This is a genomic window from Aeromonas simiae (assembly GCF_014892695.1).
GTDB lineage: Bacteria > Pseudomonadota > Gammaproteobacteria > Enterobacterales > Aeromonadaceae > Aeromonas > Aeromonas simiae.
In genome coordinates this window covers 2,130,676-2,150,654 of sequence record NZ_CP040449.1, presented here as the reverse complement: position 1 = coordinate 2,150,654, position 19,979 = coordinate 2,130,676, and the positions used below count along the sequence as shown (strand labels likewise).

At 61.3% G+C, this 19,979-nt stretch carries 16 protein-coding genes and 1 other RNA gene; 12 read left to right on the top strand and 5 right to left on the bottom strand.

Features of this window, described 5'->3' with window-relative positions; translation table 11 throughout:
* The first annotated feature begins 118 nt into the window (after nt 1–118).
* From upp to hda, 3 genes are all read left to right on the top strand, one after another.
* Nucleotides 119–745, top strand: a complete 627-nt coding sequence (gene upp, locus FE240_RS10180; protein WP_042044743.1) for a uracil phosphoribosyltransferase — start codon at nt 119–121, stop codon at nt 743–745.
* 138 nt (nt 746–883) lie between these two features.
* On the top strand, nt 884–1,903 hold the full coding sequence (locus tag FE240_RS10175; RefSeq protein ID WP_193000692.1) for a DUF2066 domain-containing protein: 1,020 nt from the start codon (nt 884–886) through the stop codon (nt 1,901–1,903).
* 84 nt (nt 1,904–1,987) lie between these two features.
* A complete protein-coding gene (gene hda, locus FE240_RS10170) occupies nt 1,988–2,692 on the top strand; it encodes a DnaA inactivator Hda (protein ID WP_084214660.1) in 705 nt (234 codons plus the stop codon).
* An 86-nt stretch (nt 2,693–2,778) separates the two neighbouring features.
* On the opposite strand, the gene aceA is transcribed toward hda, so the two are convergent.
* The 3 genes from aceA to suhB form a co-directional block, all read right to left on the bottom strand.
* A complete protein-coding gene (gene aceA, locus FE240_RS10165; protein ID WP_193000691.1) occupies nt 2,779–4,092 on the bottom strand; it encodes an isocitrate lyase in 1,314 nt (437 codons plus the stop codon).
* Nucleotides 4,093–4,160: 68 nt separating this feature from the next.
* Nucleotides 4,161–5,768 carry a malate synthase A gene (aceB, locus tag FE240_RS10160; protein ID WP_193000689.1) on the bottom strand — a complete coding sequence of 536 codons (1,608 nt, stop codon included), beginning with the start codon at nt 5,766–5,768 and terminating at the stop codon, nt 4,161–4,163.
* A gap of 713 nt (nt 5,769–6,481) precedes the next feature.
* Nucleotides 6,482–7,285 (bottom strand): inositol-1-monophosphatase, encoded by an 804-nt coding sequence (gene suhB, locus FE240_RS10155; protein WP_042044748.1) that lies wholly within the window; start codon nt 7,283–7,285, stop codon nt 6,482–6,484.
* 322 nt (nt 7,286–7,607) lie between these two features.
* Between suhB and FE240_RS10150 the strand changes: the two genes are divergently transcribed.
* Complete coding sequence (locus FE240_RS10150) at nt 7,608–8,270, top strand: glutathione S-transferase family protein (protein ID WP_193000687.1); 663 nt, start codon at nt 7,608–7,610, stop codon at nt 8,268–8,270.
* Between the two features lie 256 nt (nt 8,271–8,526).
* A complete protein-coding gene (emrD, locus tag FE240_RS10145; protein WP_042044752.1) occupies nt 8,527–9,720 on the top strand; it encodes a multidrug efflux MFS transporter EmrD in 1,194 nt (397 codons plus the stop codon).
* Between the two features lie 108 nt (nt 9,721–9,828).
* Here the strand turns inward: emrD and ssrS are convergent.
* Nucleotides 9,829–10,011: non-coding RNA, 6S RNA (ssrS, locus tag FE240_RS10140), on the bottom strand.
* Nucleotides 10,010–10,348: a cell division protein ZapA gene (gene zapA, locus FE240_RS10135; protein ID WP_042044754.1), complete on the bottom strand. Its 339-nt coding sequence runs from the start codon at nt 10,346–10,348 to the stop codon at nt 10,010–10,012. Before zapA ends, ssrS begins: the two co-directional genes overlap by 2 nt.
* Before the next feature lie 163 nt (nt 10,349–10,511).
* Between zapA and FE240_RS10130 the strand changes: the two genes are divergently transcribed.
* The 7 genes from FE240_RS10130 to rfbB all read left to right on the top strand — a co-directional run bounded on the left by FE240_RS10130 (nt 10,512) and on the right by rfbB (nt 19,954).
* Nucleotides 10,512–11,081 carry a UPF0149 family protein gene (locus tag FE240_RS10130; RefSeq protein WP_042044755.1) on the top strand — a complete coding sequence of 190 codons (570 nt, stop codon included), beginning with the start codon at nt 10,512–10,514 and terminating at the stop codon, nt 11,079–11,081.
* 100 nt (nt 11,082–11,181) lie between these two features.
* Nucleotides 11,182–12,366 (top strand): 2-octaprenyl-6-methoxyphenyl hydroxylase, encoded by a 1,185-nt coding sequence (gene ubiH, locus FE240_RS10125; protein ID WP_193000685.1) that lies wholly within the window; start codon nt 11,182–11,184, stop codon nt 12,364–12,366.
* 22 nt (nt 12,367–12,388) lie between these two features.
* Nucleotides 12,389–13,609 (top strand): FAD-dependent 2-octaprenylphenol hydroxylase, encoded by a 1,221-nt coding sequence (locus FE240_RS10120; protein ID WP_193004519.1) that lies wholly within the window; start codon nt 12,389–12,391, stop codon nt 13,607–13,609.
* A gap of 356 nt (nt 13,610–13,965) precedes the next feature.
* Nucleotides 13,966–15,063: a glycine cleavage system aminomethyltransferase GcvT gene (gene gcvT / locus FE240_RS10115; RefSeq protein ID WP_193000683.1), complete on the top strand. Its 1,098-nt coding sequence runs from the start codon at nt 13,966–13,968 to the stop codon at nt 15,061–15,063.
* A gap of 26 nt (nt 15,064–15,089) precedes the next feature.
* Nucleotides 15,090–15,479, top strand: a complete 390-nt coding sequence (gcvH, locus tag FE240_RS10110) for a glycine cleavage system protein GcvH (RefSeq protein ID WP_193000681.1) — start codon at nt 15,090–15,092, stop codon at nt 15,477–15,479.
* Between the two features lie 148 nt (nt 15,480–15,627).
* Entirely contained in the window at nt 15,628–18,501 is a 2,874-nt protein-coding gene (gene gcvP / locus FE240_RS10105; RefSeq protein ID WP_193000679.1) for an aminomethyl-transferring glycine dehydrogenase, read from the top strand.
* A 424-nt stretch (nt 18,502–18,925) separates the two neighbouring features.
* Nucleotides 18,926–19,954: a dTDP-glucose 4,6-dehydratase gene (gene rfbB, locus FE240_RS10100; protein ID WP_193000677.1), complete on the top strand. Its 1,029-nt coding sequence runs from the start codon at nt 18,926–18,928 to the stop codon at nt 19,952–19,954.
* Nucleotides 19,955–19,979: the final 25 nt, after the last annotated feature.

The following is a 19,979-nucleotide window of genomic DNA, read 5'->3' as shown; positions in this document are numbered from 1 at the left end:
GCGGGCGGGAAACAAGAAGGAAATCGTTTGCGCATTTTTGCGCAAAACTGCTCTACAATCGCGGGGTTTTAGGGTACTATTCCGCGATTTTTTTGCGCGGCAGTTCGAGGAGATAATAATGAGAGTCGTTGAAGCCAAACATCCCCTGATCAAACACAAACTCGGTCTGATGCGCGAAGGGGACATCAGCACCAAGCGCTTCCGTGAACTGGCCAAGGAAGTGGGCAGCCTGCTCACTTACGAGGCAACCGCCGATTTCGAAACCGAGAAAGTTACCATCAACGGCTGGAACGGGCCAGTGGAAATTGACCAGATCAAGGGCAAGAAGGTCACGGTCGTGCCGATCCTGCGCGCCGGTCTTGGCATGATGGATGGCGTGCTCGAACACATGCCGAGCGCCCGCGTCAGCGTGGTGGGGATCTACCGCGATGAGGAGACCCTCAAGCCGGTGCCCTATTTCGAGAAGATCGTCAGCAACATCGAGGAGCGTCTGGCCCTGGTCATCGACCCCATGCTGGCCACCGGTGGCTCGATGATCGCCACCATCGATCTGCTCAAGAAGAAGGGCTGCCAGTCCATCAAGGTGCTGGTACTGGTCGCGGCTCCGGAGGGGATCAAGGCCCTCGAAGCGGTTCACCCGGATGTGGAGCTTTACTGCGCCGCCATCGATCAGGGGCTCAACGAGAAGGGCTACATCGTGCCTGGCCTCGGTGATGCCGGCGACAAGATCTTCGGCACCAAATAAGCCAAACCTTGTTTCAAAAGAAGCCGGCCCTGTGCCGGCTTCTCGTTTTCTGGGCACGATGAGCGCCTCTGCCTTGCCGCTCACGCGGGCTTGCCGCTACCATGGCCTCTCCTCATGGCCTGAATCGAGACCTCTCCTATGCGACACATTCCCCTTGCCGCCTTGCTGCTCAGCGTGCTTTCCACGGCTGCCAGTGCCGTTCAGATCGCCGATCTCTATCAGGGCAGGGCCCCCGCGACGGGAGCGCCGGAGGCTTTGCAGACCCAGGCGCTGGGACAGGTGCTGACCAAGCTGACCGGTCAGCGGGAACTGCTGGCTAAGCCCGAGATCCAGGGGGCCATCGGTAAGGTGAGCGACTATGTGCGCCGCTATGAGTACCAGGGGGAGGGGGCCGAGAAACAAATGCGGGTGGAGTTTGACCCGAGCCGGGTGAACCAGCTCGCGACCCGCAGCCAGCTGGCGATTCTCGGCAGCTCGCGGCCACAGATCGCCGTCTGGCTGGTGATCGACGACAGCCAGCGTCGCATGGTCGGGGATCAGTCCCAAGATGGCTGGGCCCAGGAGCTCAAGGAGAGCAGTGGGCCGTTGGCGCTGCCGCTGGTGCTGCCGATCATGGATCTCGATGACAACAGTGCGGTCAGCGTCACCGACGTGTTGGGGCGCTTTATCGAGCCGGTGGCGCGTGCCAGTGCCCGCTACGGCGCCGAGATGGTGCTGCTGGGTCGCCTGACGGCGCAGGATGAGACCTGGACTCTGGAGTGGAACCTCTACGGTAGCCGCGATGGTCAGCAGAGCGAGCTGAACAAGGGCACCTTTAGTGGCGGTCAGGCCGAGGTGAGCGAGCAGCTCACCAGCGAACTGGCGCGCTGGCTGGTGGCGCATTACGGCGTCAAGGTGGGCGGCGAGCGGCAATCGATCCCGCTACAGGTCGATGGACTCGGCGATCTGGGCGACATGGCCAAGGTGCAGTCGCTGCTGCGCGGCGTGGCCAACGTGGCGGCGGTTGAGGTGGCCAGCATCGAAGGGGAGAGTGTGGTGCTGCGGGTCGATTTCTTCGGCTCGGCCGAGCAGCTTGGCAAGGGGCTCTCACTCGAGTCGCGTCTGAGCGAACTGGAGAGCAAACCCGAGGGATTGCACTACCGCTGGCAGCCGAACTGAGCATCACCATGACCGCCGGGCGGTTCTCTCCGGGCCGCCAGGATGATACACTGGCGGCCAAGTCTCATCGACAAAGCACGCAGAGTGAAACAACCGGCCCAGCTATCTCTTGCCGTACAACTTCCGGATGACGAAACCTTCGTCAGTTTCTATCCCGGTCACAATGCCCACCTGATCACGGCCCTGAAGAACGCGGCCATCGGTCAGGGCTCCCCCTTTATCTATTTCTGGGGCCCCAAGGGGACCGGCCGTTCTCACCTGCTGCACGCCACCTGTGCCGAGGTCAACGCCCGCGACGCGGCCGCCGCCTATCTTCCTCTCGATCAGTTCGACACGCTCGACCCCAGCATGCTGGAGTCCTTGGAGAGCCTGCCGCTGGTTTGTCTCGACAACCTCGAGGCGATCGCCGGCAATGCCCAGTGGGAGCGGGCGCTGTTCGACTTTTACAATCGCTGGCGTGAGAAGGGGCAGCCTGGCTCGCTGGTGGTGACGAGCAGCAGTGCGCCACGCAAGCTGGGCCTGCAACTGCCGGATCTCGCCTCCCGCCTCGACTGGGGGATCAACTTTCATCTGGACGAGCTCGATGACGAGGGCAAGCTCAGCGCCCTGCAACTGCGCGCCGAGCTGCGCGGCTTCAAGCTCCCCATCGACGTGGGCCGCTTCCTGCTCAACCGCCTCTCGCGCGACATGCGCACCCTCTTGGCCACCCTCAACCAGCTCGATAACGCCTCGTTCCGGGCCAAGCGCAAGCTCACCATTCCCTTTGTGAAAGAGACGCTCGAGCTCTAGCGGCAAGGCTTTCTTGCTCAACCCCAAGCGCGGCAAAAACAAACCCCGGCACCAGGCCGGGGTTTTTTATTGCGCTCACACCGCGATCAGTGGAACTGATCTTCTTCGGTCGAGCCGGTCAGCGCGGTCACTGAGGATTGGCCGCCCTGGATGACGGTGGTCACCTTGTCAAAGTAACCGGTGCCGACCTCCTGCTGGTGCGCCACGAAGGTGTAGCCCCGCTTAGCGGCGGCAAACTCCGGCTCCTGCACCATCTCGACGTAGTGCTTCATCCCCTCGCCACGGGCGTACTGGTAAGCCAGCTCATACATGTGGAACCACATGTTGTGAATGCCCGCCAGGGTGATGAACTGGTACTTGTAGCCCATGTCGGAGAGCTCCTGCTGGAAGCGGGCGATGGTGGCGTCGTCCAGATTCTTCTTCCAGTTAAAGCTCGGGGAGCAGTTGTAGGCCAGGATGCGATCCGGGAACTTGGCCTTGATGGCTTCGGCAAACTTGCGCGCCTCGTCCAGATCGGGCTTGGCGGTTTCGCACCACACCATGTCGGCGTAGGGGGCGTAGGCCAGACCGCGGGCAATCGCCTGATCGATGCCGGCACGCACCTTGTAAAAGCCCTCGGCGGTGCGCTCCCCGGTCAGGAAGTCCGCATCATAGGGGTCTGCATTCGTGGTCAGCAGATCGGCGGCGTTGGCGTCGGTACGGGCGATCACCAAGGTGGTGGTGCCGCAGACGTCGGCGGCCAGACGGGCGGCGATGAGCTTTTGCACTGCCTCCTGGGTCGGCACCAGCACCTTACCGCCCATGTGGCCGCACTTCTTGACCGACGCCAGCTGATCTTCGAAGTGGACGCCGGCAGCGCCCGCCTCAATCATCCCCTTCATCAGCTCGAAGGCGTTCAGCACGCCGCCGAAACCGGCTTCGGCATCGGCCACGATCGGCAGGAAGTAGTCGATGAAGCCCTCATCCTGCGGGCCCACCTTGTTGGCCCACTGAATTTGGTCGGCGCGGGCGAACGAGTTGTTGATGCGCTCCACCACCGACGGCACCGAGTTGGCCGGGTAGAGGGACTGATCCGGATACATGGTGGAGGACAAGTTGTTGTCCGCCGCCACCTGCCAGCCGGAGAGGTAGATGGCCTCAATACCGGCCTTGGCCTGCTGCACCGCCTGGCCGCCGGTCAGGGCGCCGAGGCAGTTGACGTAACCTTTCTTGGCATCGCCGTGGATGAGATCCCACAGCTTGTCGGCACCGCGCTGGGCCAGGGTATACACCGGCTGGAGGCTGCCGCGCAGGTTTACCACATCCTCGGCACTGTAGCCGCGTTTGATCCCTTTCCAGCGGGGATTTTCCGCCCACTCTTTCTCAATCGCCTGGATCTGCTGTTCACGGGTCAGAGCCATATCAGTTCCCTCTCTCATGGATTTCACGTTCCGTTTGACTTGTTATGGGGCCGTTGCCGGCCCGGATTTCACAGCCGCTCGTAACCGGGCAGCGTCAGAAAATCGACGAGGGTGTCGGCGCAGGTGATCTCGTCCATCAGACGCGCCGCCTCGGCAAAGCGCCCTGCCTGCCAGCGGGCCTCACCCACTTCTTCCTTCACCACCTCCTGCTCCTCGGCCAGCATCTGGCGAAACAGCGCCTTGGTGACCACCTGGCCGTTTGACAGGGGCTTGCCATGGCGGATCCACTGCCAGATGGAGGTGCGGGAGATCTCGGCGGTGGCGGCATCTTCCATCAGGCCGTAGATGGGCACACAACCGTTACCGCCGATCCAGGCCTCCAGGTATTGCAGGGCGACCCGGATGTTGGTGCGCATGCCGGCCTCGGTGCGCTCCCCCTCGCAGGGGGCCAGCAGATCGGCGGCGGTGATGGGGGCATCTTGCTCGCGCAGTACGCCAATCTGGTTCTTGGCGCCGGCCGGAATGGCGGCATTGAACACCGCCATGGCGGTGTCGGCCAGGCCAGGGTGGGCCACCCAGGTGCCGTCGTGGCCATTGCTCGCTTCCCGCTCCTTATCCGCCTTGACCTTGGCAAACACCTGCTCGTTGACCGTCGGATCCTTGGCCGGGATAAAGGCCGCCATGCCGCCCATCGCCAGCGCACCGCGCTGGTGGCAGGTCTTGATCAGCAGCCGTGAGTAAGCGCTCAGGAACGGCTTGTCCATGGTGACCACTTGGCGATCAGGCAGGACGCGATCCGGGTGGTTCTTGAGCGTCTTGATGTAGCTGAAGATGTAGTCCCAGCGGCCGCAGTTCAGCGCCACGATGTGATCCTTCATCTGGTAGAGCAGCTCATCCATTTCAAACACCGCCGGCAGGGTTTCGATCAGCACGGTGGCCTTGATGGTGCCGCGGGGCAGGGCGAAGCGGTCCTCGGTCCAGGCGAACACCTCGCTCCACCAACGCCCTTCCAGATGGCTTTGCAGCTTGGGCACGTAGAAGTAGGGGCCGGAGCCCTTGGCCAGCAGCGCCTTGTGGTTGTGCAGGAAATAGAGGGCGAAGTCGAGCAGGCCTCCCGGGATGGGCTTGCCATCGAAGGTGACGTGCTTTTCCGGCAGGTGCAGGCCGCGCACCCGGCAGATGAGCACCGCCGGGTTGGGGTTGAGACGGTACTCTTTCCCCTCCGGGCTGGTGTAGGCAATCGTGCCGTTCACCGCATCGCGCAGGTTGATCTGTCCCTCGATCACCTTGTCCCAGGCGGGGGCGAGGGAGTCCTCGAAGTCGGCCATGAAGACTTTTACGTTGGCGTTGAGGGCATTGATGACCATCTTGCGTTCGACCGGGCCGGTGATCTCGACGCGGCGATCTTGCAGATCGGCGGGAATGCCGCGGATGGTCCAGTCACCGGCACGAATGTGGGCGGTTTCGGGCAGAAAATCGGGCAGCTCGCCACCGTCGATACGGGCGGCGCGGGCCACGCGCTGGCCCAGCAGCTCATCACGCTGGGGAGCGAAGCGCTCCACCAGCTCGGCGACCAGCTGCACGGCTTCCGGGGTGAGGATCTGTGCGTACTCGGGACGCATCTGGCCCGTGATGGCCAGGCGCTGACTGCAGTGGGTCTGGGCGGGTGCCGACATGGATACACTCCTTGAATCTTACATTTCGAACAAATTCACTACGACTTTAGTCGTTCCCTGTTCTTGTTGAGCCCTGCAAAGAGGCTGCTCGTGTCGCTAGTCACGGTGCGAGAAAAGTCCCTGAGCGTCAATAGATTTTTTAAAACATCCGTTTTGCATCTTTATATAAACTATTGTTTTTAAACGATTAAATAAAAGTGAGTTATTGCTCTATGCAGATGAATATGCTTGATGCTTAAAACGAGGGCAGCGCCTCGCATCGTCAGGGGGGAGTAAAGCGGTAATGTAATTTATTACGTAATTTACTTTCAGTTTCATGGGGTGCAAGAAGGAATCCCGAGTTCACTCCAAGGTTGTGAAAAGGGGGCGGGTGAAGGGGGCTTTCAAAAAAGGAAACCGCTGGCAACCGCATGAAATGACTGGGGTTGGACAGCCTGTTTCAAACGCAGCCATGCCATGGTCTCCCGAGCGGTGCTGTGATGGGGGCGGTCATGGGGTGAAGGTCAGCGACGTTGGTTTATATCAGGTCGGGAGCTGAATATGGGGCGCGGTTGTTCGCCTTATTTGGAATTTTGTGCTGATTAATGTTGCGTTTTTGATGCAAAATGTTTTTTTGCAATTTGGAGGGAAATGGCCACCCAAATGGCGGCCCAGCGCGCGCGGCACAGACAAAAAAGCCTCCCAAACGGGAGGCTCTTATCGGCGAAACGAACTTAGCGTGCCAGGTTTTCCGGCAGGTGTTCACGGATCTTGGCCAGCATCTGCTTCACGACGCGCGGGTTACCGACCACCAGGTTGCCGGACTGCTCGTAGTTATGGCCGCCCACGAAGTCGGTCACGATGGCGCCGGCCTCTTTGGCCAGCAGCTCACCGGCTGCGGTATCCCAGGGCTTGAGGCCCATCTCCCAGAAGCCATCGATACGGCCGGCGGCTACATAGGCGAGATCCAGAGCGGCAGAGCCGGCACGGCGAATGTCGGCGCACTCGACAAACAGGGCCTGGAACATCTTCAGATAGGGCTCGATCTGGTGCTTTTGCTTGAACGGAAAACCGGTGGCCAGGATAGTGCCCGCCAGATCTTTTGCCTTACCGGTACGGATACGGTAGCCGTTGAGCTGGGCGCCGGAGCCACGGGTCGCGGTGAACAGTTCATCACGAATGGGATCGTAGACGACGGCCTGCTCGGTGCGGCCCTTCACGCGCAGGGCGATGGAGATGGCGTAGTGGGGGATGCCTTTGACGAAGTTAGTCGTGCCATCCAGTGGGTCGATGATCCATTGATAGTCCGGGTTGGTACCGGCGATTTCACCACTCTCCTCGGCCACGATGCTGTGCTCGGGGTAGGATTTTTTGATGGTGTGAATGATGGCTGCCTCGGCCTCGCGATCAACGTTGGTCACGAAATCGTTGCTCCCCTTTTGGATGGCCTCGATGTTATCGGGCTGGGAGAGCGATTTGACAATAACTTGACCTGCGTTGCGCGCAGCGCGCACAGCGATATTCAGCATCGGATGCATATGGATTCACCACTGGATGTTAAAGAACGGGGATTTTGCGGACGCAGAATAATAGCCGAAGGCGGTGGTGATCTCAAAGAGAAATTCGTGGCGTGCTCAATTATTGTCGGTGTGATCGCGCGTGCCGGCATGATGGGGACTTGTCATCGGCGAGAGGCTGAGTAAAGGTGAAGGCTTGGCCCTACTTCGCTGGCCCACCCTTTTGGGGGGCGGGCTCTGCGGGTGGCGGCTTTATCATCAGCCTCTGCCGGAAGGGCCTGGCGCCATGCTCCGCTTCCGGCAGCCGGACCGACACGACCGAACCCTTTAGCAAGGAGTCTTCATGATTGACCTCTATACTGCTGCGACCCCGAATGGCTTCAAAGTGAGCATCGCTCTTGAAGAGCTGGGGCTGCCCTATAACGTCATCCCGCTCGATCTCTCGGCGCTTGAGCAAAAAAAGCCCGAGTTTCTGGCCATCAACCCCAATGGCCGCATTCCTGCCATCGTCGACAGGGACAACGATGACTTCGCTGTGTTCGAATCCGGCGCCATCCTCATCTATCTGGCCGAGAAGAGCGGCAAACTGCTGCCACAGGATCCCAAGCGCTGCTCCCAGGCGTTGCAGTGGCTGATGTTCCAGATGGGGGGGGTGGGCCCCATGATGGGACAGGCCAACGTCTTCTATCGCTACTTTCCCGAGAAGATCCCGGCCGCCATCGAGCGTTACCAAAAGGAGGGGCGGCGCCTGTTCGAGGTGCTTGACGGCCATCTGGCCCATCACGAGTACCTGGCCGATGAGTTCAGCATCGCCGACATCGCCACCTGGCCCTGGGTGCGGATCCATGACTGGAGTGGTATCAGCATTGAGGGGTTAGTGCATCTGCAAGCCTGGATGGCGCGCATGGCCGCGCGTCCGGCCTGTCAGCGCGGCATTACGATTCCGCCCAAGAAGGAGGATGCCGCGAGTCTGGTGAGTGCGGCGCAGAAGATGGTCACCCGCTAGCGCGACCGATATCGCTGTAACGCCGTGACCCGCTGTTTTTGCTGATATTTCATCCATTCATTAGTAAAACTAGGGAATGGTGATGATAAAGATTCGTTCGTTATCTGTGACCTGAATCACTAACATAGCCAGTGCCATCCGGGCGCTTCCGGATGGCAAGTTCCTTGCGGCCCCGCCCGCATCGCTCCTTCTTATCGTGGATCTGCTCCCCGCTCACTACCGTCGGGGTGGCTGGCTTTTGTCTGTCAGGTCGAATATGCAACGCAACGGTTTTTATGCTCTCTACCTCATCACCATTCTGATGGTGGCGGTGGGTCAGATGACCCAGACCCTCTATGTGCCCTCCATCGGACACATGGCACAGGAATTTCTGGTTCAACCGGGCACATTACAGGCTGTCATGGCCTGCTATCTGATCCCCTATGGCCTCTCCCAGTTCATTTATGGGCCGCTCTCCGATCGCATCGGTCGCCGCCCGGTACTCATCATCGGCATGCTGGTGTTTCTGGCCGGTACCCTGACGATCCAGTTGGTACCGACGCTGCTGGCCCTGCTGGTAGGCAGCGCCATCCAGGGGGCGGGCACCGGAGCCAGTGGCGCCATGAGCCGCACCGTGATGCGCGATCGCTACAGCGGCGCCGAGCTCAACCGGGCCAACAGCCTGGTGAGCATGGGGGTGATCTTCTCACCGCTGTTGGCGCCGGTGGTCGGTGGCTGGCTGACCGAGCTAGTTAACTGGCGCGCCGGCTACTGGTTTTTGTTTGTCTTCGGCGCCCTGACCACGGCTGCCATCATGCTCTGGTTTGCGGAAACCCTGCCCCCCGAGCGGCGTCAGCCCCAGCGAGTGAGCACGGCCTATCGCCATGTGCTTGGCAATGCCCGGTTCCAAGGTAATCTGGTGTGCCTCATCGCCACCTTCGCTGGACTGGCGGCGTTCGAGGCCGCAGCCGGGGTCATCATGGGTAAGGATCTGCACCTCGATGCGCATACCATCAGCGTGCTGTTTGTCTTGCCGCTGCCCGGCTATCTGTTCGGGGCCTGGCTCTCGGCCCGCCTCAGCTTCCGGCTGAGCGCAGGATCACTGATGCGCCTCGGGATTGCCTTCCTGGCGCTGGGAAGCGGCACTATCCTGGTGCCCGGTCTGCTCGGTCATGTCAGTGCCGCCGCCTTGATTGCGGGGGCAACACTCTATTTCATCGGCAGTGGCATCCTCTATCCGACCGCGACCAGCTGCGCGATTGAGCCCTTTCCGGGGCAGGCTGGCACCGCTGGCGCGATTCTCGGGGGGATGCAAAACCTGGGGGCGGGCCTGGTGACCCTGCTGGCGGCCGCTCTTCCCATGCACGGCCAGCTGACGCTCGGCGTCATCATGAGTCTGATGGTGCTGCTGGTGATGGCCAGCTTCGTCTGGCTGCGGCGAGGCCATGCTCCCCATCAGCAGATGGCCTGAGGCCGGATGAGGTAAAAAGACCCGCACTGTGCGGGTCTTTTTGTCCGTGGGGGTCGTTTGCGCTGACCAAAAAAGAAGAAGGCCTGTCATCAAGACAGGCCTTCTGTAGAGTACCCCGGAGGTGCCGTTGCCGGTTTGGGCCCTTGAACCGTAGGTCCAAGGCGGAATCCTGGCCTGGCCGCAGGCTTCTCGGTCGGGCCGAGCTTGCACAAATAACCAGATTGCAGGATTCCTGTAGGTGTTAATATCGGCTCGGGGACATCAACCGACTGACAAACACCCCAGGGATTTAAACGTTGGACGACTCGCTCTCTTCGCCACTGTCGCCGTAGCGACCATGTTCAACCAAGGCTGCCTCTATGGTCTGTTGCAGCATCTTGATCCGCTTGTCCATGGTCTCAGAGTATTGATGGTTCTTCTCTTTTTCAAGACAAAGCTCATGGCAGAAGTTGAGAGCCGCCATGATGGCCAGCTGTTCGTTGCTGGAAACCCGCGAGCGTTGGCGCAGATCGGACAACTTTTCGGTGAGCTGGACGGCGGCCGCTTGTAAGGCATCCTGTTGTCCGGCGGGGCAGGAAACCTTGTAGGGGCGCCCCAGAATCACGATTTCAACGGCCTCAATACTCATGCCTTCCTCGACTGCGCAGGTACCGTACAGGTACCCCGGTCCGCTTGGATAACTGGGCGGGACTATATAGCGCAGAGTGTGAAGTTTCAAGGCCTTGCTGGCTCTGACCCCGGTCGGGTGATAGGATCTTCGGCACAAATGCTGCAACTTTGAGCGATACGAGATGAAAGAGGCAAATGGCGTAAGTTATGAGGCGCTGGTGGCGCTTTTCGAGCAACACGATCTGATGGCCAGCGCGGTCGAGGCCCACGCTGTGGTCTGCGGCCTGGTGTGCGGTGGCTGCTCGCTCGACGGCAAGACCTGGGTGCCCCATCTCAACGATCTCATCAACGACGGGTTTGGCCTGCCGGCACCGGTGCGCCAGATGATGACCGCACTCTATGAAGAGGTGGTGGCTCGTCTGATGGCTTCCAAGGGCGTTGAGCTGCTGCTGCCCTCCGACGAGGCGCCCCTCGATGAGCGCATCGATGCCCTGGTGGAGTGGTCCCAAGCCTTCCTGGCCGGTTTTGGCGTGGTCCAGCAGGAGCTGGGCAAGGCGTCCGAAGAGTTGCAGGAGATGATCCGCGATATCGCCAACATTACTCAGGTCTCCGGTGAGCTGGATCAGGAAGATGAAGAGAACGAAGCGGCCTTCCTGGTGCTCTATGAACATGTCAAGCTCGGCGTCATGATGGCGTTCGAGGAGTGCGGCAAGCGCCCCGCAACCCCGAGTCAGGCGCCGACGCTGCACTGATCCGAGCGCATTTTTTGCCACCCGGCTCTCGGCCGGGAGGAGAGGGGGCGTGCTAGCATGCCCCTCATTGTTTCCAACAGCAGCCAGCGTGGTACTTTGCATGTCTGCCCATCACTACGACATCGCCATCGTCGGCGGCGGCATGAGTGGCGCCTGTCTCGCCCTCGCCCTGTCGCGCCTCTCGCTTACGGTGGCCCTGATTGAGGCGACGCCGCCCGATTCATCCCGTCATCCCGCCTTCGATGCCCGCGCCATTGCCTTGTCGGCCGGCTCGGTACAGGCGCTGGAGCGCCACGGGATCTGGCCCTCCCTGGCCCCCTTGTGCGAGCCCATCACCCACATCCATGTCTCGGACGCGGGCCACCTCGGCCAGGCACATCTGAGTGCCGCCGAATATCACCTGCCGGCACTGGGCCAGGTGATCGAGCTCTCCGGCGCCGGCCTGGCATTGCAGGCGCGGCTCGCCAGCGCCCCCGGCATCACCCTCTATTGCCCGATGAGCCTGAAGGCGGTGCAGCCGGAAGAGGCCCGCGTCAACCTGACGCTGAGCGATGGGCGTTCACTGACGGCGGGGTTGCTGGTGGCGGCCGACGGCGGCCACTCCTTCGTGCGCGAGGCGCTGAAGATCCCCGCCGAGCGCCACGACTTTGGCCAGAGCGCGGTGATTGCCACGGTCAAGACGGCAGAGGCGCCCGGCGGCAGGGCTTTCGAGCGCTTCACCGCCGGCGGCCCGCTGGCCCTGCTGCCGATGCAGGAGGGGCTCTCCTCCCTGGTGTGGAGCGTGCCACGGGCGCAGGCCGACGCTTTGGCCGCCCTGCCGGATGGCGCGTTTCTGGCCGCCTTGCAGCGCGCCTTTGGGTGGCGCCTCGGACGCATCGAGCAGACCGGCGTGCGCCATGTCTACCCGCTCATCATGACCCAGGTCTCCTGGCCGGTGGCGCAGCGTACCGTCTTACTGGGGAATGCTGCTCACCTGCTGCACCCCATCGCAGGGCAGGGCTTCAACCTCGGTATGCGTGACATCGATGTGCTGGTGCGCACCGTGGCAGAGGCGTTGGCGGCAGGGGACGATCCCGGCAGCCATGCGGTACTGTGCCGTTACTGGCAGCAGCGTAGGGACGATCAGGCGCGCACCGTCTGGCTCACCAGTTCGCTGGCCCAGCTCTTTTCCAATGACGATCTCCCCCTGGTGGCCGGGCGCAACCTGATCTTGACCCTGATGGGGCGCTGCCAGGCCCTCAAGGCGCCGCTGGCACGGCAAACCCTCGGGTTTGGCTCCCTCTGACTTACGACTTCCGAGACAAGGAATCCCCATGCAGACATTCGATCTCATCATCAACGGCGGCGGCATGGTCGGCCTGGCACTGGCGGGCGCCCTCAAGGAGAGCGGGCTGCGTATCGCCATCATAGAGGGGCAGCTCCCCTCGGCCGAGTTTGGCCCGCTGGCCGATAACCGGGTCAGTGCCTTAAGTCTGGCCAGCCAGCGGTTGCTGGAGCGGCTGCACGCCTGGCAGGGGATCGCTGCGCGTCGCCTGCAAGCCTATCGCCAGATGGAGGTGTGGGAGAAAGACAGCTTCGGGCGCATCAATTTTGATGCCGCCGAGCTGCGTCGCCCGGATCTCGGCCATATCGTCGAGAACCGGGTGATCCAGTTGGCCCTGCTTGAGGCGCTGGAGGGGGCGGACAACATCACCCTGATCACCCCGGCACGGGCCAGCTCGCTACAGGTGGGGGCATCTGGCGCCGTACTGCTGCTCGACGATGGTCGGGTTCTGTGTGGCAAGCTGGTGGTGGCGGCCGATGGCGCCCACTCCTGGCTGCGCCGGCAGGCCGATATTCCCCTGACCAGCTGGGACTACGGCCATCACGCCCTGGTGGCGACGGTGCGTTGCCAGGAGCCGCACGGGGCGGTGGCGCGTCAGATCTTCACCCCCGAAGGGCCGCTCGCTTTCCTGCCCTTGTGGGACGAGCACACCTGCTCCATCGTCTGGTCACTGCCGCCGGCCCGTGCCGAGCGGCTGATGGCCTGTGACGCGGCGCAATTTAACCGCGCCCTGACGGCGGCCTTCGACGGCCGGCTGGGGTTGTGCGAGGTGCAGGGCGAGCGCAGCGCCATTGCGCTGACCGCCCGTTTCGCCCGCGACTTTGCCCGTGAGCGGGTGGCGCTGATAGGGGATGCGGCCCACACCATTCACCCGCTGGCGGGGCAGGGGGTCAACCTCGGTCTGCTCGATGCCGCCGCGCTGGCCGAGCAGATCTTGGCCGTGCTGGCGCGAGGGGGGGATATCGGCCGGCTCGAGAGCCTGCGCCCTTACGAGCGTTGGCGCAAGACCGAGGCCGCCCGCATGCTGGCGGCGATGGAGGGGCTTAAGCGTCTGTTTGCCGGTCAGCATCCGCTCAAGAAGCTGATCCGCGGTGTGGGGTTGCTGGCCACCGACCGGGCGACCCCGCTCAAGGCGCACTTCATCCTGGCGGCGATGGGGCTGGAGGGGGAGTTACCCGCCCTGGTCAGGGATGAAAAAATCTAATAAAACAGGCGAAAAGACCAAAAAAAACTAATGTGGGGAGGCTGTCAGGCTCATCGAGCCGGCAGCCTTTTGTTTTACAAGTGACGCAAACGTTTTTAAATAAAATGTGACGAAGCAGTGAAATCTGGTTTTTCATGTTGCAAAAGGTCGGTGAAATCTGGTTTTCTCACTATCGATAGCGTCGTGCAACAAGCTGACGCGAGGGCCATGGATTAGTTTTTTTTGAGAATGGCTCGGTTCTACCGGATCCTGCCTTGGCCTATAATCCGCCCCATTCAAGGATCCGGCCCCTCCGGCATGCCGCCTCAGGGGAGTGGCCCATCCCGCCCACAGGGCGGAGCGCAAGGAAAAGTGAGATGACCCAGAAAACCGTTCTGCATCCCAAGCATCTGGAAGCCGGGGCCAAGATGGTCGACTTTCACGGCTGGGAGATGCCCATCAACTACGGCTCCCAGATTGAGGAGCACCATGCGGTGCGCCAACATGCCGGCATGTTCGATGTCTCCCACATGACCATCGTCGATCTGCATGGCGAACGGGTCAAAGCCTTCCTGCAATACCTGCTGGCTAACGATGTGGCCAAGCTGACCGACGCCGGCAAGGCCCTCTACAGCGGCATGCTCACCCCGGAGGGGGGGGTCATCGATGACCTCATCGTCTATTACCTGACCGATACCTTCTATCGCCTGGTGGTCAACTCGGCCACCCGCGACAAGGATCTCGCCTGGATCAACCGCCACGCGGCCGACTTCGCCGTGACCGTCACTGAGCGCCCGGAGCTGGCGATGATCGCGGTGCAGGGGCCCGAGGCCAAGCTCAAGGTGGCGACCCTATTAAGCCCGATGCAGCGCGCCACTATCGTCGGCATGAAGCCCTTCTATGGCGTGCAGGCGGGCGATCTCTTCATCGCCACCACAGGGTACACCGGTGAAGAGGGCTATGAAATCGTGCTGCCCGAGGCCAAGGCGGGTGAGCTGTGGCAGGCTCTGCTGGATGCGGGGGTCGCCCCGTGCGGTTTGGGGGCGCGCGACACCCTGCGCCTCGAGGCGGGGATGAACCTCTACGGTCAGGACATGGACGAGTTGGTCTCGCCGCTTGCCGCCAACATGGCCTGGACCATCGCCTGGGAGCCGAAGGAACGCGATTTCATCGGCCGCGCCGCGCTCGAGGCCCAGCAGGCCGCCGCCGATCAGCCCAAGCTGGTGGGGCTGGTGATGGAAGAGAAGGGGGTGCTGCGCGCCGGCATGCCGGTGACCTTCACCGGTGCCAACGGCGAGCTGCGCGAGGGGGTGATCACCTCCGGCACCTTCTCGCCGACCCTGGGGCTCTCCATCGCCCTGGCCCGCGTTCCGCGCGATATCGGGAAGAGCGCCCAGGTTGAAGTTCGCAAGAAATGGGTGACCGTTGCCGTCACTAAACCGGCCTTTGTGCGCAACGGCCAGAAAATCATCTGATTCAAGAGAATGAAGGAAGCAGCAAAATGAGCCATATCCCGAGCGAATTGAAGTATGCCACCTCCCACGAGTGGATCCGCGTCGAGGCCAACGGTGAGGCCGTGGTCGGCATTACCGAACACGCCCAGGAGCTGTTGGGTGACATGGTCTTCGTCGATCTGCCCGAGCTGGGCAAGCAGGTGAGCGCCGGTGATGACTGCGCCGTGGCCGAATCGGTCAAGGCCGCCTCCGACATCTACTCCCCGGTGAGCGGCGAAATCATCGCCATCAACGAGGAGCTGGAGGGCAGTCCCGAGCTGGTCAATGCCGACCCTTACGGCGCCGGCTGGTTGTTCCGCATCAAGCTCGACGACGCCGGCGAGCTGGCCAACCTGCTCGATGCTGACGGCTACCAGAACGTGGTGGACGAAGAGTGATGACCCTTGAGGCCCTGCCAGTGCGGGGCCTTTTTATATCTTGCGGTGCTGCCCATCCCGCACCCGGCCTGCCACGCAAAACACGAACATGAGTGACACCGCGCTGCCTGTGGCAGTGGCGGCGGCAATAACAAGGAAGAGAAGGCAAATGACCCAATCGCTGTTTGAACTCGAGCAAAAGAGTGACTTTATCCGTCGCCACATAGGCCCGGGCGAGGAGGAGCTGCGCGCCCTGCTGGCCGAGGTGGGGGCCGAGAGCCTGGATGATCTCATCGCCCAGACCGTGCCGGCGGCCATCCGCCGCCCGGCCCCACTGGGGATCGGCGCCCCCATGACCGAGGTCGAGGCCCTGGCCAAGCTCAGGGGCTATGCCGCCCAGAACCGGATTGCCAAGAGCTACATCGGCATGGGTTACCACGACACCCACGTGCCCCACGTGATCCTGCGCAACGTGCTGGAGAACCCCGGCTGGTACACCGCCTACACCCCCTATCAGCCGGAGCTGGCCCAGGGGCGGCTCGAGGCGCTGCTCAACTTCCAGCAGATGACCCTGGACTTGACCGGCATGGATCTGGCGAGCGCCTCCCTGCTCGATGAGGCCACCGCCGCCGCTGAGGCGATGGCGCTGGCCAAACGCACCGCCAAGTCCAAGTCCACCCTCTTTTTTGTGGCTGATGACGTGCACCCGCAGGTGATCGACGTGGTGCGCGAGCGCGCCAGCCACTTTGGTTTCGAGGTGGTGGTCGGCCCGGCCGAGCAGGCCTGCGCCGAAGCGGTGTTCGGTGCTCTGTTCCAGTACCCTGGCTCCACGGGTCAGGTGCGTGATCTGCGAGATCTCATCGCCGCTGTCCAGGCCCAGAGCGGGCTGGCCTGCGTCAGTGCCGACATCCTGTCGCTGTTGCTGCTCAAATCCCCCGGCGAGCTGGGGGCCGACGTGGTGCTGGGCTCGGCCCAGCGCTTCGGCGTGCCGATGGGCTACGGTGGCCCGCACGCGGCCTTCTTTGCCACCCGCGATGCCTATAAGCGCTCGATGCCGGGCCGCATCATCGGGGTTTCTAAGGATGCCAGGGGCAAGGTGGCCCTGCGCATGGCGATGCAGACCCGCGAGCAGCACATTCGCCGCGAGAAGGCCAACTCCAACATCTGCACCACCCAGGTGCTGCTGGCCAACATGGCGAGCTTCTACGCCGTCTATCACGGCCCGGCCGGGCTCAAGACCATCGCCGAGCGGGTGCACCGCCTGACCACCATCCTGGCGCTTGGCCTGCAAAGCAAGGGGATCAGCCTGGCGCACGACAGCTGGTTCGATACCCTGACCATCCGCACCACCGACAAGGCGGCCCTGCTGGCGCGCGCCGAGTCGCTTGGCATCAACCTGCGCCGCGATCTCGACGGGGCGGTCGGGGTCTCCCTGTCGGAAACCACGACCCGCGCTGACGTGGCCGAGCTGTTTGAGCTGTTCCTGGGGGCCGGCCATGGTCTGGAGGTGGCGGCGCTCGATCAGGCGGCCCAGGGGCATCACGCCATCGCGCAGGAGCTGCGGCGCAGCGATAGCGTGCTGACCCACGAGGTATTCAACCGCTATCACTCGGAAACCGAGATGCTGCGCTACATCCACCGCCTTGAGGCCAAGGATCTGGCGCTCAACTACGCCATGATTTCCCTGGGCTCTTGCACCATGAAGCTCAACGCCACCGCCGAGATGATCCCGGTGACCTGGCCCGAGTTTGGCAAGCTACACCCGTTTGCACCGCTCGAGCAGGCCAAGGGTTACCAGCTGCTGCTGGCCGATCTGGAGAGCTGGCTGGTGAAGGTCACCGGGTATGACGCGGTCTGCATGCAGCCCAACTCGGGCGCTCAGGGGGAATACGCGGGTCTTTTGGCCATCAAGAAGTATCACGAGTCGAGAGGCGAGGGGCACCGCGACATCTGCCTCATCCCGGCTTCGGCCCACGGTACCAACCCGGCCTCGGCCCAGATGGCCGGCCTCAAGGTGATCGTCACCGCCTGCGACAAGGCGGGTAACGTGGATCTCGACGATCTGCGTGCCAAGGCGGCCGAGGCAGGGGAGCGGCTCTCCTGCCTGATGGTGACCTACCCCTCCACCCACGGTGTGTATGAGGAGACCATCAAGGAGGTGTGCGACATCGTGCACCAGCACGGTGGCCAGGTGTATCTGGACGGGGCCAACATGAATGCCCAGGTGGGGATCACCGCGCCCGGTTTCATCGGGGCTGACGTGTCGCACCTCAACTTGCACAAGACCTTTGCCATTCCCCATGGCGGTGGCGGCCCGGGCATGGGGCCGATCGGCGTCAAGCAGCACCTGGCGCCGTTTGTGGCTGGCCACAGCGTGATCAAGACCGACAAGTCCAGTCGCGACAACGGCGCCGTCTCGGCCGCCCCGTTTGGCTCGGCCAGCATCCTGCCCATTAGCTGGATGTATATCGCCATGCTGGGGGACGAGGGGCTCAAGAAAGCGACCCAGGTGGCTATCCTCAACGCCAATTACTTGGCCAAGAAGCTTGGCGATGCCTTCCCCGTGCTCTACAGCGGGCGCAACGGCCGGGTGGCCCATGAGTGTATCTTGGATATCCGCCCGCTCAAGGAAGCCTCCGGCATCAGCGAGATGGACGTGGCCAAGCGGCTGATGGATTACGGCTTCCACGCGCCGACCATGAGCTTCCCGGTGGCGGGCACCCTGATGGTCGAGCCGACCGAGTCGGAGTCCAAGCGCGAACTGGATCGCTTCATCGAGGCGATGACGGCCATCCGCGCCGAGATTGCCAAGGTGGAGGAGGGGCGCTGGTCATTGCAAGACAATCCGCTGGTGCATGCCCCGCACACCCAGGATGACGTGATGGACGAGGAGTGGCGCCGCGCCTATACCCGGGCCGAGGCGGTATTCCCGACGCCGGCGGTGCGTAGCGCCAAACTCTGGCCGACCGTGAATCGCATCGACGATGTTTATGGCGATCGCAATCTTTTCTGCAGTTGTGTGCCACTTGACGACTATCGATGAGGTCTCAGTGGCCAATAGTAGAGGGCGCCCCGAGGGGCGCTCTCTTTTTGAGTCCGACGTTATTGACAGGCCGTCAAAAATTCAGGTGTGGCTCACAGAAAAAAGGCGGTAAAAGACGCCCCAAATCTGTACGGAAACTACGCAATTGAATCCTTACCACCATGATAGGATTAGTCTTACCTTCACAAGCAGTATAAAATCTGTCGTCCCAAGGAAGACGGGGGGCGTGGGTCATTTGACGCATGTCAAATCGCTGTTTACAGCACGGGGAACAATGAACTGGTTTCATCAGGAGCTTCTATGAAGCAAAGCCAGTCGGACAATCAGGTTAGCGTCAGCACGTTGGAAGCTGTAATCCAAGGGCGGTAGCCTTGTCTTTATGTTCTTTTTTGTTGTTTATTTGTTCAATTTGGTCTGTGTCTGCATGAAGATTCTTGTTACTGGTGGTGCTGGCTTCATCGGCTCAGCCGTCATTCGGCACATTATCCGCACGACGGATGACTCTGTGGTGAATGTGGATAAGCTAACCTATGCCGCAAACCTTGCTGCGTTGGAAGAGGCGGCTAGCGACCCTCGTTATGCCTTCGAGCAGGTGGATATTTGTGATCATGCTGAGATGAGTCGCGTGTTGCACCAGCATCAGCCGGATGCTGTGATGCACTTGGCGGCGGAAAGCCACGTCGATCGCTCTATCTCTGGACCTGCCAGTTTCATTCAGACCAACATTGTTGGAACTTATACCTTGCTCGAAGCTGTACGTACTTACTGGGCAAGTCTTGATGAAACGAAACAGAGTGCTTTTCGTTTTCTGCACGTGTCGACCGATGAAGTCTATGGTGATTTACCGCATCCTGATGATGCACCTGCTGGAACTGAACTGCCCAAGTTTACCGAAGAGAGCAACTACAACCCCAGTAGCCCCTACTCAGCATCTAAAGCGGCCAGCGATCATCTGGTTAAAGCATGGCACCGGACTTATGGGATACCGGTATTGATCTCTCATTGCTCGAACAATTACGGGCCATATCAACATCCGGAAAAGCTGATTCCGATGGTGATCAAGAATGCACTGGAAGGAAAACCGATCCCTGTTTATGGCAAGGGAAACCAGATTCGGGACTGGCTTTATGTTGAAGACCATGCCACCGCGCTTTACCGGCTCGTGGAGAAAGGAACGGTCGGCGAAACCTACAATATTGGTGGTCGTAATGAGGTGAAGAATCTCGAGCTGGTTAATATGATCTGCAATCAACTTGATCAACTTGTTCCGAAAAAAACATCCTATAAAAATCAAATAGTCCATGTAACAGATCGCCCTGGTCATGATCTCCGTTACTCGATCAACACAGAAAAAATCGTGTCGGAATTAAAATGGTTGCCGCGACAAGATTTTGTCTCTCTGGTATATAAGACGACGGTTGAATGTGTGGGTGACATTACAGATAGTAATTGACGACCTGATAAAATCACATATTGGT